The organism is Methylobacterium indicum (genome assembly GCF_017347565.1).
In the GTDB taxonomy this organism is placed as follows: domain Bacteria; phylum Pseudomonadota; class Alphaproteobacteria; order Rhizobiales; family Beijerinckiaceae; genus Methylobacterium; species Methylobacterium indicum.
On the sequence record NZ_AP024145.1, the window covers coordinates 5110525 to 5123647 of the forward strand.

General features: G+C 70.9%; 10 protein-coding genes. 5 read left to right on the forward strand and 5 right to left on the reverse strand.

Features of this window, described 5'->3' with window-relative positions:
• Positions 1–14 precede the first annotated feature (14 nt).
• Positions 15–932, reverse strand: coding sequence for a 2-dehydropantoate 2-reductase (locus miv_RS23730; RefSeq protein ID WP_207179266.1), 918 nt, complete (start codon positions 930–932; stop codon positions 15–17).
• A 198-nt stretch (positions 933–1130) separates the two neighbouring features.
• Between miv_RS23730 and zwf the strand changes: the two genes are divergently transcribed.
• From zwf to miv_RS23745, 3 genes are all read left to right on the forward strand, one after another.
• Positions 1131–2651, forward strand: coding sequence for a glucose-6-phosphate dehydrogenase (gene zwf, locus miv_RS23735; RefSeq protein ID WP_207179268.1), 1521 nt, complete (start codon positions 1131–1133; stop codon positions 2649–2651).
• Positions 2652–2653: 2 nt separating this feature from the next.
• A complete protein-coding gene (locus miv_RS23740) occupies positions 2654–4558 on the forward strand; it encodes an amylo-alpha-1,6-glucosidase (RefSeq protein WP_207179270.1) in 1905 nt (634 codons plus the stop codon).
• Between the two features lie 283 nt (positions 4559–4841).
• Positions 4842–7547: an MGH1-like glycoside hydrolase domain-containing protein gene (locus miv_RS23745; RefSeq protein WP_207179275.1), complete on the forward strand. Its 2706-nt coding sequence runs from the start codon at positions 4842–4844 to the stop codon at positions 7545–7547.
• Between the two features lie 104 nt (positions 7548–7651).
• Here miv_RS23745 and miv_RS23750 read toward each other — a convergent pair whose 3' ends face one another.
• From miv_RS23750 to miv_RS23760, 3 genes are all read right to left on the reverse strand, one after another.
• Positions 7652–7891, reverse strand: coding sequence for a hypothetical protein (locus miv_RS23750; RefSeq protein WP_207183609.1), 240 nt, complete (start codon positions 7889–7891; stop codon positions 7652–7654).
• A 121-nt stretch (positions 7892–8012) separates the two neighbouring features.
• The gene (gene speG / locus miv_RS23755) at positions 8013–8567 is read right to left on the reverse strand and encodes a spermidine N1-acetyltransferase (RefSeq protein ID WP_048435413.1); all 555 of its coding nucleotides are present in this window, start codon (positions 8565–8567) and stop codon (positions 8013–8015) included.
• Between the two features lie 36 nt (positions 8568–8603).
• Positions 8604–8915, reverse strand: coding sequence for a hypothetical protein (locus miv_RS23760; RefSeq protein ID WP_207179277.1), 312 nt, complete (start codon positions 8913–8915; stop codon positions 8604–8606).
• A gap of 226 nt (positions 8916–9141) precedes the next feature.
• Between miv_RS23760 and miv_RS23765 the strand changes: the two genes are divergently transcribed.
• Both miv_RS23765 and miv_RS23770 read left to right on the forward strand, forming a co-directional pair.
• Positions 9142–10419: a L,D-transpeptidase family protein gene (locus miv_RS23765; protein WP_207179280.1), complete on the forward strand. Its 1278-nt coding sequence runs from the start codon at positions 9142–9144 to the stop codon at positions 10417–10419.
• A gap of 856 nt (positions 10420–11275) precedes the next feature.
• Positions 11276–11506, forward strand: a complete 231-nt coding sequence (locus miv_RS23770) for a hypothetical protein (protein ID WP_207179282.1) — start codon at positions 11276–11278, stop codon at positions 11504–11506.
• Between the two features lie 224 nt (positions 11507–11730).
• Here the strand turns inward: miv_RS23770 and miv_RS23775 are convergent, their stop codons facing one another.
• Positions 11731–13017, reverse strand: coding sequence for an OprO/OprP family phosphate-selective porin (locus miv_RS23775; RefSeq protein ID WP_244748670.1), 1287 nt, complete (start codon positions 13015–13017; stop codon positions 11731–11733).
• Positions 13018–13123: the final 106 nt, after the last annotated feature.

Sequence of the window (13123 nt, forward strand, 5' to 3'; positions counted from 1 at the left end):
ACGCGAGCCCGGGCCTACCGGTCCCCCGCCAGCCCCTGCCCGCTCGCTGCCCCGGCGAGCGCCAGGATCGCCCGGTTGAGCGGCACGGCGATCCCGTGCTTCTCCGCCGCCGCCACGACGGCGCCGGTGAGGTGGGCGTGCTCCAGGGGCCGGCCGGCGAGGCGGTCGTAGAGCATCGAGCTGCCGCCGTCGCCGGGCATGCGCAGGTAGCCGTCGAGGATGCGGGTGGCGTCCTCGTCGGTCAGCCGGGCGCCCTCGGCATTGGCGACGCGGATCACCTCGTCCATCAGCCCGCGGGCGAGATCCCGGATCGCCGGATCGTTGAAGACCACGATGCGGCGTAGCGTCAGCGCCGTGACCGGGTTGACCACCGCATTGCTGAGAAGCTTGCGCCAGGCGACCGTGACGAAATCCGCCTCCTGGGTGATCTCGAACGGGGTGCCGGAAAACAGCTCCGCGAAGGCGGTGCCGTCGGGGCCGGCCGGCACGGTCATCTTGGTGCTGCCGTGATGGGTGATGCGGCCGGGCGCCGTACGCTCGACCGAGCAGTAGATGATCGCCGGCAGCACCGGCACGCCCGCCGGCAGGTGGGGCCGCGCCCGCTCCGCCTGGCCGACGCCGTTCTGGATCACCACCACCCGGGTGCCGGGCCCGACGAGGCTGCGGAACCACGGCTCGGCGCCCGCGGTGTCCTGCGCCTTGGTGGTCACCAGCACCCACTCGGCGGGGCCGACCGCGGCGGGATCGGCGACGACGCGCACCCGCACCTCGCGCTCGCCCGACGCGTCGGTGACGACGAGGCGGTCGAAGGGCGTGCGCACGCAGAGCGTCACTTCGCGCCCGACCCGCTCCAGCGCCCCCGCCAGGTAGCCGCCGATCCCGCCGCTCCCGATCACCGCGACGCCGCCCGCCTGCCTGGTGCCGTCCGCCATGTCCCGCTCGCTCCCGATCCCGGTTCCAAGGGCTAACCTTAGGCCGCCCCCGGCGCCCCGGAAAGGCGGCGGGGATGCGGGTGAGGCCTGCATCCCCCGCGCGCGGAGGCCCCGGTCCATCCCTTGTCCGCCGCAGGGCGGGATCTAGCTTCCGGGCTCTCGCTTCGCTGCGTCGCACCCAACGATCAGGAGAGCCCCATGACGTCGCACGTCCCGGTGGAGGGGCACGCCGCCTCCGGCAGCAAGCCGGCCCCGCCCGCGACCCTCGTGATCTTCGGGGCCGGCGGCGACCTGACCAAGCGCCTCCTGATGCCGGCGCTCTACAACCTCGCCGGCAGCCACCTCCTCGACGAAAACACCACGATCTGGGGTGTCGACCACTCCGACGGCTCGGACGAGAGCTGGCGGAAAAACCTCTCCGACACGATGGAATCCTTCACCAAGGACGACACGGCGGAGTTCCACGCCAAGCACATCGATCCCACGGCCTGGGGCTTCGTGCGCGACCGGCTGCACTACCTCGAGGGTGACTTCCTGGCGCCCGAGACCTACAGGACGATCGCCGAGAAGATCCCCGGCAACGCGGTGTTCTACCTCGCGGTGGCGGCGCGGTTCTTCGCGCCGATCGTCGAGCACCTGGGACAGGCCGGTCTCCTGAAGCAGTCCGACGCCGCCTTTCGCCGGGTGGTGATCGAGAAGCCGTTCGGCAGCGACCTCGCCTCGGCCCAGGAGCTGAACAAGCGGCTGCTCGCGGTCGCCGACGAATCCCAGCTCTACCGGATCGATCACTTCCTCGGAAAGGAGACGGTGCAGAGCATCATGGCGATCCGCTTCGCCAACGGGATGTTCGAGCCGATCTGGCGCCGCGACTTCGTCGACCACGTCCAGATCACCGCCGCCGAGACCATCGGCGTCGAGGAGCGCGGCGCCTTCTACGAGCCGACCGGGGCGCTCCGCGACATGGTGCCCAACCACCTGTTCCAGCTTCTCTGCATGACCGCCATGGAGCCGCCGGTCTCCTTCGACGCGGAAGCCGTGCGCACCGAGAAGGCGAAGCTCGTCCAGGCGGTGCAGCCGGTCCAGCCCGGCGACGCGGTGCGCGGCCAGTACCGGGCCGGCACCGAGCAGGGCCGCGCCGTGCCGGGCTACCGCGACGAGCCGCACGTGGCGAAAGACAGCCGCACCGAGACCTACGCGGCCCTGAAGCTCACCATCGACAACTGGCGCTGGGGCGGGGTGCCGTTCTACCTGCGCACCGGCAAGCGGATGACCGGGCGGCGCACCGAGATCGCGGTCCACTTCAAGCCGGCGCCCTATCGGCTGTTTCGCGACACGCCCGTGGACCAGATCGCGCCGAACATCCTGCGGATCATGGTCGATCCGGTCCAGGGGATGACCACCGAGTTCAACGCCAAGGTGCCGGGCCCGTCGATGCGGCTCGGCGCCGTGCGCTCCACCTTCCGCGAGGGCGATTTCTTCCCCCAGGAGCCGAATGTCGGCTACGAGACCCTGATCTACGATTGCCTCTGCGGCGACGCGACCCTGTTCCAGCGCGCCGACAACATCGAGGCGTCCTGGGCCGCGGTCGATCCGCTGGTGAAGGCCTGGGGGGCGGGCGGCGAGCCGGAGCCCTACGAGGCCGGCAGCGCCGGGCCGAAGGCGGCGGACGAGCTTCTGGCCCGCGACGGCCGGCGCTGGCTGCCCCTCGACGGCGACTGACCATGGACCCGCGCGAATGGCTCGAGGCCGACGGGCTCGGGGGCTTCGCCTCCGGCCCGGTCACGGGCCCGCGCACCCGGCGCTACCACGCGCTCCTTCTCACCGCGACGACCCCGCCGACCGGCCGCATGGTGCTGGTCAACGGGTTCGAGGCGGAGGTCGCGACCGTGGCCGGCTCCGTCCCGCTCTCGACGCAGGGCTACGCGCCCGACGTGATCCACCCCGACGGCTGGCGCCACGTCGCGGACTTCGCGCCCCGGCCCTGGCCGACCTGGACCTTCCGGCTTCCGGACGGCACCACCCTCCGTCACGAGGTGCTGGTCGTCCCCGATTCCGGCGAGACGCTGCTGCGCTGGCAGCGCCTGACCGGCGACGGCCCCTGCACGCTCACCGTCCGCCCGCTCCTGTCGGGCCGCGACTATCACGCGCTGCACCACGAGAACCCGGCCTTCGCCTTCGCGGCAACCGTGCGGGGCGGCAACGTGGCTTGGCGGCCCTATCCCGACCTGCCGGCGGTCGCGGCGCTGACCAACGGCGCCTACGCCCACGCGCCGGACTGGTACCGCAACTTCCTGTACGCGGCGGAGCGTGACCGCGGCCTCGACGATACCGAGGACCTGGCCAGCCCGGGCCCCTTCACCTTCGATCTCGCTGCCGGCGCAGGGGTCATGATCCTGCGCGCCGGCGACGGGCTCGCCGTGCGGGCGGCGGCTCATGCCGAGCGGCTGATCGCGGACGAGGAGGCGCGCCGCGCCGCGCTCCCGCCCCTGGCGCTCGCGGCCTCCGCCTATCTGGTCGACCGGCCCGGCGGACGCACGCTGGTGGCGGGCTTCCCGTGGTTCACCGATTGGGGCCGCGACACCTTCATCGCGCTCCGCGGCCTCCTCGTCGCCACCGGTGCCCTCGCCGAGGCCCGGGCGATCCTGCTCGCCTGGGCCGGGGCGGTGAGCGAGGGCATGATGCCGAACCGCTTCCCCGACCGGGGCGAGGCGCCGGAATACAATGCCGTCGACGCCTCGCTCTGGTACGTGGTGGCGGTGCACGACACCCTCGCGGCCCACGAATCCGCCGGCCTGGCGGTGCCGGAAGCCGAGGCCGCCGGGCTGGAGCGGGCCTGCACGGCGATCCTCGACGGCTACGCCGCCGGCACCCGCTACGGCATCGCGGCCGATGCGGACGGGCTCCTGCGTGCCGGCGTGCCGGGGGTGCAGCTGACCTGGATGGACGCCAAGGTCGGCGACCGGGTGATCACGCCGCGCATCGGCAAGCCGGTCGAGGTCCAGGCCCTGTGGATCAACGCGCTCAGGATCGGTATCGCCCGCTGGTCGCCGCGCTGGCGCGACCTGGAGCGGCGCGCCTCGGCGAGCGTCCATCGCTTCGTCGCCCCGTCCGGCGCCCTCCACGACGTGATCGATGCCGACCACGTTCCGGGCGCGATGGATGGCAAGATCCGGCCGAACCAGATCCTGGCGGTGGGCGGCCTGCCCTTCCCGCTCTTCACCGGCGAGGCGGCCCGGGCGGTGGTCGAGGCTGTCGAGGCGCGGCTCCTCACGCCGCTCGGCCTGCGCTCCCTCGATCCCGCCGACCCGGAATATCGCGGCACCTATGCCGGCGGTCCGGCCGAGCGCGACGGCGCCTATCACCAGGGCACGGTCTGGCCCTGGCTGATCGGCCCCTTCGTCGAGGCCTGGCTTTCCGTCCGCGGCGGCTCGGCCGAGGCCAGGACCGAAGCGAAGGCGCGCTTCCTGCCGCCGCTCGAGGCCCATCTCCGGGAGGCCGGCCTCGGCCACGTCTCGGAGGTCGCCGATGGCGATGCCCCCCACCGCCCCGGCGGCTGCCCGTTCCAGGCCTGGTCCCTCGGCGAGCTGATCCGCGTGCGGCGGATGCTCGACCTCGATCCGGTGTAGGCGTTCGATGTCGGGCGGCCGGAAGATCGCCAATGGCCCATACCACCCTCCCCTTTCCCGGACGACTGAAACGAAGTGGAAGGAGATCCGGGATCCAGCACGAAAAGTCGTGAAGCGTCCGCCTGTCAGCAACGCTGCAGCATGCAGAGCCGCTTCGCGGCATATTCTCTGCTGGATCCCGGATCTCCTTCCGCTGACGCTTCAGTCGTCCGGGAAAGGGGCGGGATTGCATCACAGAAAAATTCTCCGAAATTTTTAGATCGCTGTGACTGGAGACCCCACCATGCCCGCCTCTTCCACGGCCTGCCTCACCGACACCGCGGAGGGCCGCCGCCTCGCCGCCGTCGAGACGGAGGGCTGGCATCGCTGGGGGCCGTACCTGAGCGAGCGGCAATGGGGCACGGTGCGGGAGGATTACAGCGAAGGCGGCACCGCCTGGGACTACCTGCCCCACGACCACGCCCGCTCCCGCGCCTATCGCTGGGGCGAGGACGGCATCGCGGGCTTCAGCGACGACCGCCAGCTCTGGTGCCTGTCGCTCGCCCTGTGGAACGGCCGCGACCCGATCCTGAAGGAGCGGATGTTCGGGCTCACCAACGACGAGGGCAACCACGGCGAGGACGTCAAGGAACTGTGGTGGTACCTCGACGGGACCCCGACGCATTCGTACATGCGGATGCTCTACAAGTATCCGCACGCCCCCTACCCCTATGCCGACCTCGTCGCCGAGAATGCCCGGCGCAAGGGTAAGAACCTCCCCGAATACGAGATTGCTGATACCGGCGTGTTCGAAGGCGGGCGCTACCACGACGTGACCGTGGAATATGCCAAGGCCGCCCCCGACGACATCCTGATGCGGGTGACCCTCGTCAATCGCGGGCGGCAAGCCGCCGACCTCCACGTCCTGCCGCAGGTCGTCGCCCGCAACACCTGGTCGTGGGGGCGCGAATCCTGGGAGGCCGAGCAGCCCCGCCCGCTGCTGCGCCTGACCGAGACCGGCGCCGTCGCGGCGACCCGCGGGCGTGCCCCGGCCCTGCGCTTCGCGAGCCTCCAGCCGGCCGAGTTCCTGTTCTGCGAGAACGAGACCAACACGCGGCGGCTCTTCGGCACGCCCGGCCCGGCCCACCCGAAGGACGCGATCAACGACCGGATCGTCGAGGGCCGGCACGAGGCGGTGAACCCCCTCGCCGAGGGCACCAAATGCGCCGCCTGGACGCGGCTGACGGTCCCGGCCGGCGGCACCGTCACGCTACGATTCCGCCTGAGCCCCGAGGCGGGCCCGGATTTGCGCGACCCCGCCGCCTTCGACGCCGTGATGGCGCAGCGGCTGGCCGAGGCCGACGCCTTCTACGCCGCGCTCCAGCGCGACATCGCCGACCCGGATGCCCGCCTCGTCCAGCGCCAGGCGCTCGCCGGCATGCTATGGTCGAAGCAGTTCTACCATTTCGACGTCCGGCGCTGGCTTGCCGGCGATCCCGCCCAGCCGGCCCCGCCGGAATCCCGCCGCCACGGCCGCGACAGCGACTGGACGCATCTGAACAACGCCGACATCGTCTCGATGCCGGACAAGTGGGAATATCCCTGGTACGCGGCCTGGGACCTCGCCTTCCACTGCGTGACCTTCGCGCTGATCGACCCGGCCTTCGCCAAGGGCCAGCTGATCCTGCTCACCCGCGAATGGTACATGCATCCGAACGGGCAGTTGCCGGCCTATGAATGGGCCTTCGGCGACGTGAACCCGCCGGTCCATGCCTGGGCGGCGCTCCGGGTCTACCGCATGGACCAGGCGATGACGGGCAAGCCCGACCGCGCCTTCCTGGAACGGGTCTTCCACAAGCTGATGCTGAACTTCACCTGGTGGGTGAACCGCAAGGATGCCGGCGACCGCAACGTCTTCCAGGGCGGCTTCCTCGGGCTCGACAATATCGGCATCTTCGACCGCTCGGCCAGGCTCCCCACCGGCGGCACCCTCGACCAGGCCGACGGTACCGCCTGGATGGCGATGTACAGCCTCAACCTGATGCGGATCGCTCTCGAACTCGCTGTCGAGGATCCGGTCTACGAGGACATCGCCACCAAGTTCTTCGAGCACTTCCTGACCATCGCCGAGGCGATGACTCATGTCGGCGGCAACGGGACCGGCCTGTGGGACGAGACCGACGAGTTCTACTACGACGTCTTGAGCCTGCCCGGCGGCCGCCAGGTGCCGCTCAGGGTGCGATCCCTCGTCGGGCTGATCCCGCTCTGCGCCGTCGAGGTGCTGGACGAGGACTTTTCGGAGCGCTTCCCGGCCTTCGCCCGGCGCGCCCGCTGGCTGCTCACCCACCGCCCCGACCTCGCCGCCCAGGTCTCGCGCTGGGAGGAGCCGGGCCGCGGCAACCGGGTGCTGCTCTCGCTGCTGCGCCGCCACCGCATGAAGGCGCTCCTGCGCCGGATGCTCGACGAGACCGAGTTCCTCTCGCCCCACGGCGTGCGCTCGGTCTCGAAGGCGCATGCGGCGGCGCCGTTCCGATTCCCCTGGGACGGAGAGACCTTCGCGGTCGATTACGAGCCGGCGGAATCGACCACCGCCGTCTTCGGCGGCAACTCGAACTGGCGCGGGCCGATCTGGCTGCCGATCAACTTCCTGCTGGTCGAGGCGCTCACCGAGTTCGGCCGCTTCCACGGCCCCGACTTCACGATCGAGTGCCCGGCGGGCTCGGGCCGGTACCTCGCCCTGCCGGAGATCGCCGACGAGCTGTCGGCCCGCCTCACCCGCCTGGTGCTGCGCGGCCCCGACGGCCGCCGCCCGGTCCTGGGCGACAACCCGCTCTTCCAGGACGACCCGCATTTTCGCGATCACGTCCCGTTCCACGAATACTTCCACGGCGACACCGGGGCGGGCCTGGGGGCGGCGCACCAGACCGGATGGACGGGGCTGATCGCGCTGCTGCTCCAGCCGCGCCGCGAGGTGGCGGGCGGGCCGGTGCCGGCGGCGCCGGAGGGATGAGGCCCACGAGCATTTTCCGACGAGGCGGATGCCGGCTCGTCGGAAAATGGTATAAAATCAAGGATCTAGCGCGGCGTGCGATTGCGGCGTGATCGGGCGCTGCTCTATCCCCTGCCCCGCCCCGTGCCCTCGTCCCACACGCTCCAGCGAAACACCTCGGTGCCGGCGCCGTCGACGATGCGCACCGCCTCGGCGGCGGGGCCGGAGCGCTGGGGCACCCGGGCGCGGCGGAAGAGGCGCAACGCCCGCTCGCGGGCGGCCTCGAGGCCGGCGGTGCGGACCGAGGCGCGCTGCACCGGCGCGTCCTCGGGGCCGACGATCTCGATGTGGTAGGTCTCGCGCAGCAAGGTTCTGGGGGCTCCGGGTCGGGCCCCTCAATAAGGGAGGCGGGCCGCTCCGCGCCAGGGGCCCGGTGCCGCATTCCGCCCCCGCGCCACGCATGGGGGGATCGGGTCCAACCGGGTGTCAGGTCTTCAGCACCGGCTCGTTGACGTCGCCGCCGCCGCGCCGGGCGAGATAGGCCGGCTGGAACATGCACATCCGCACCGCGTCGCGGTACTTGCCGTTCACGAAGAACTCGTCGCGCAGGGTGCCCTCGGTCTCGAAGCCGCAGGCCTCGTAGATGCCGATGGCGCGCCGGTTGTCCTTGTCGACGTGCAGGTAGAGCTTGTGGATGTTGAGCACCTTGAAGGCGTAATCCATGGCGATCTGCGTCGCCCGCAAGGCGTAGCCGCGGCCCTGGAACGACGGATGGATCGCGATCTGGAACTCGCAGGACCGGTGCAGGTGGTTGATCTCGACGAGCTCGACCAGCCCGGCGCGCTCGTTCTCCGGCGTCGCGATGATGAAGCGCCGCTCGGTCTGGTTGTGGATGTTGCGCTCGTAGAGCTGCGCCAGCTCGGCGAAGGACTCGTAGGCCTCCTCGAACCAGTAGCGCATGATGCTGTCGTTGTTGTTGAGCTGGTGCACGAAGAGAAGGTCCTCGCGTTCCAGCGGTCGCAGCTTGATGGTCGGGGCCATGGTCGGTCGGAATCTGCCGGCGGGAAGGCCCCGACCCTACTCCTCCGGCGGCACCTCGTCACCCGCCGACAGGGCGGAGACCGCCGCCGCGAGGCGATCCCAGCCCTCGGCGAGCTGCGTCACCTCGGCCGCGAGCCGGCAGAGCATCGCCGCCGTCTCCGCCTCCTCGGGGCTCGCGCGCGGCCCCGCGTCGATCGGGTCCTGCCGCAGGGCGGCGAGGTGGTTGCGCAACTGGCCGCGCAGGGCGGTGAGACGCTGCCGCCCGGCCTCTCCCGGCAGCGGCCGCTCCCCGTCCCCTCCCTGCCTGTCGTCCACCAGCCGCAGCCGGCGCGGTTCGCCCCCGGGCATGGCGGCCTCCTGCCTCTCGCGGTCCTGCCGGGACGGGCGCCCCGCGTCAGGATCGAACACCGGATGCTGCCCGTCCGGCCGCGAACGGGCGCTTAACGAAATCCTGCGAATGCCACGGATGCCCGGTCCGCCAGGCCGCGGGCGGTCGGGACGCGGCGGTGCTGGCGCGCGAAAACCGCCACATTGCCGTGGCAGGCACGGGGCCGGGCGAGGAGGATTCCGGGGGATGGGCGTGCGAGGACGGACGATCCTGTGCCTGGCGGCCCTCCTGGGGACGGCCGGCCGACCCGCCGAGGCGGCCCCCAAGCACCTTGCCCCCGTGCCCCCGGCCACGCTCGGCCTGATGGCGGCGCGCGCCATGGCGCCGTCGGCGCCGGTGCTGCTGCGGGCCTACAAGCAGGAATCCGAGATCGAGGTGTGGAAGCGGGCGGCGGACGGCCGCTACGTCCACCTCAAGACCTTTCCGATCTGCCGCTGGTCGGGCCAGCTCGGCCCCAAGACCCGCACCGGCGACCGCCAGTCGCCCGAGGGATTCTACACCGTCGCGGCCCGCCAGCTGAACCCGAACTCGGCCTACTACCTCTCCTTCGACATCGGCTACCCCAACGCCTACGACCGGGCGCATGGGGGCACCGGCTCGGCCCTGATGGTGCACGGCACCTGCTCGTCGGCCGGCTGCTTCGCCATGACCGACCGGCAGGTCGGCGAGATCTACGCCCTGGTGCGCGACGCGCTGGCCGGCGGGCAGGCGGCGTTCCAGTTCCAGGCCTTCCCGTTCCGCATGACGGCGCGGGCCATGGCGCGCCACCGCACCGACCGGTACATCGCCTTCTGGCGCCAGCTCAAGGAGGGCTCGGACCGGTTCGAGGCGACGGGCCGCGAGCCGCTGGTGACCGTCGAGGCCGGCCGCTACGTCTTTGCCCCCTACCCCGACCCGGCCCTCGAGGCCCAGGCGGTGGCGCGGCGCGGCGAGGAAGAGGCCCGCATCCAGGCCCTGGTCGAGGGCGGGATCGAGGCGGTGCGCACCACCTACGCCGATGGCGGCCAGCACCCGAGCTTCACCGCACTGATCAAGCGCGCCTCGGCCTTCGGCGCCTCGGTCACCGGGGCGACGGCCCCGATGACGAACGCGGCCGCGACGACCGCCACCGTGACGGGCGCCACCGCCTACGCGGCCGACCCGAGCCCGGCGGCGAGCCCGTTCGCGGCCTTCATCGTGCCGGCCGGCCTCGGCGACGTCAGCCGGCCCGAGGCCCTGGCCCTCGCCGGGCGCGAGGTGGTGGTGGTGCCGGCCCGCCGCCGCCCGCCCGCCCCGATCCATCCGATCCAGGTCGCGGCGGCCTTCGTGCCGGTCGCCTTCGTGCCCTTGCCGATGATCGAGACCGAGCCCTCGCCGTTCTCGCGCCTGCGCCTGGCGGAGGAGCCCTCCCGCCTCACCCTCGCCGCCTCGCCCCAGCCGGCGAGGCCGTTTTTCCTGGCGGCGAAGTTCGCGGCGGTGCCGTAAGGCGTCCGCGCGCTTTCCGGACCGCCGGCCCGAACCGGTGATTCCTGTCGATCGGGCAGGAGGGGGCTGCGTTGCCATGATCCCCGGTGACGAAATCCCCGGTGAGGGGTCACGGACAGTACGAGAGGGCGATGGACCAAGCGGCATCTCACAGGCACTGCTCGCTCAACTGTCTCCTCGCTGCGGCTTCGCGCGTCGCAGTCATCTATCGGCGGGGACCGTCCAGGCAGACCTGCCTGATCCGCTGGGATCGCGCGCACGACACATTCGAGATCGGGCAGTGGTTCAAGGGGAGTGTCTATCCCGACCGCTCATCCCTGGCGCCCGATGGCGCGCACCTGCTGACCTTCATGGGCTCGTTCCGGCCGCCCTTCTCGACGTGGACGGTGCTCTCGCGTCCGCCGTACTTCACTGCACTCGCGCTCTGGCCCAAGGGCGATACGTGGGGCGGCGGCGGCACGTTCCTGTCGGAGCGGACCTTCGCCCTCTATCATGGCGCTTGGCCTGCCTCGCCCGGCCCCGGCTTCAGCATGCCCAAGGGCTTCTCCCTCCTCCCGCCCGGTCCGGCGACCGATGAGCGGATCGCACATGCAAGCAGCCGGGATCCACATGCGTGGCGCATGATCGAGGGCACGGGCTCGCCCTCTCCGACGCAAGCCATGACTTGCGATGGGCCATTCGGATTCGGGCTCCTTGCCTCCTGGAAGGCGGATGAGGCTCGCCAACCATGGCGATGGGAGCGGTGCGTCGAGTTGGTGCGGGGTAACCGGCGTGTTCCGCTTGCGGGCGTCGGCTGGACCGCCTTCGATGGAACTGGCGATTTGCTCCTTGCGCGGGGGGGCGTCTTCTGCGCTGCATGGCCGACGACCTGCCCGCCGCTTTCGATGCGGGTGACGTGGTCGCGCGCTCGCGTCTTCTGGCCGACTTCACGGATCTGACGTTCCGGCCGCTCGCCGCGCCCTACGCAGCGGCCTCGAGCGCGGATCGCCATCTGCCGATCCTCGACAGCGTGACCAAAGCCGATCGACAGGCGCGCAAGAAGATGCGACGGTTCGTGGAGCGGCAAGCCGCTCGGAGCGATGGATGAAAGGCTCCAGAGTATTTTTTTGACGAAGTGGATGCCGGTTCGTCGAAATAAGATGCGGTACAATCAAAGACCTAGAGAGCTTCGCAATTGCAGCGCGATCGTGACGTTCTCTGGTGGGGCCAAGACGAGTGCTTGGCATGAAGCCGCACTTCGCGAGTGTGCGGATGATCGGGGGTCGAGGCGGCCGCCATCCGCCACCGCTCCGCGAATAGGTGGCAAAAATCTCACCAATACAGCTGCGCCCGTCCGATGAACGCGTCCGCGTCGATCGTCCGGCGGTTGAAGTTCAGGCTCGCCGGTGAGGGCGAGGTGTGGGAGCGGACGTAGTCGAACACGAAGCGGATGTTGCGGTCCGGGTACCAGTTCACGCCGGCGGTGAAGTCCTGCTCGATGCCGCCGCGGATCGCCCGGTCCTCGAGGTCGATGGCGCTGTAGCGCAGGCCCAGCTCGAACACCCCGGTGCCGCCGCGGCTGACGCGCTGCGCCTCCTCGACCTGCACGCCGCCGAACACCGCGTATTCGGTGGCGTAGTTCGGGGCGATCGCGTAGCGCCGCCCCTTGCCGTTGAGGAGCAGGCCAGCCTGGATGTAGCCGCCCTGGAAGCTCAGGGACGGCGCGCCGCCGAAGCGGCCGATCTCGGTCAGGATGTACTCGGCCTGGATCCGGAACGGGCCGGATTGCCAGGCAGCCTCGAGCCCGACGCGGCCGATGCTCGCCGCATCGCGGATGCCGCCGGTATTCACGAATTGCCGCGCGAACAGAAAAGCCTCGGAGCGGCTCGACAGGGTGAGCGCGCTGCCGTCGTTCGGCAGCGAGCGGTAGCTGCCGGCGAGCCCGAAATGGAGGACCTCGTACCCGTCCTGGCTGAGCCACGGCGCATAGGTGACGCGGGTGGTCGAGGCGATGCCCTGATCGCCGATGGCGGCGTTGTTGATGTTGCCGCCGAACACGCTCGTGACCGCGGTCCAGCGCTCGCCGTGGGTGCCGACGGCAAAGCCGAAATTGCGCGCGGGCGCGAAGGCGTCGGCCAGCGAGCGCTCGGTGAACAAGGTGTTGTTGTCGGAGATCAGCTGGTTGAGGCTGAACGGCTCCTTCATGTTGCCGATCGCCACGATGACGTCCTTGAAGCCCTTGTAGGCGACGACCGCGTCGTTGATCGGCCGGTTCGGCTCGGCGAAATCGTACTGGAAGGCGAGCTCCAGCTCCTTGCCCAGGGTCAAGGTGCTCTCGATCCAGGAGCGGCGCACGGCGATGGGCGTGTCGAACACCGTGCCGAAGCCGCGCTGCTGCACCCGCCCGGTGCCGAAATCGAGCTGGAGCCGCCCGCCGATCCGCAAGGTCGCGGCGTCGTCGGGAAACTTCAGGGTGATGCCCTTCTCGTCGATGGTCAGCGTCTCGCCGAACGGGCCGGGCGGGCCGTCGATCGCCAGGGCGGGCAGGCTCGCGCAGGCGAGCAGGAGAGCGGCGAGCGGCCAGGGCGAGCGCGACCGCGGGCGGGTGGTGTGAGACATGGCCGGATCCTCGCGGCAGATATGCCGGAGGCTGGCCGTTATTCCATGACGGTGCTGCGACCTTCGGCAGGCGCGGCCGCGTTCACCGGCCGGTGTGGCGCACCCG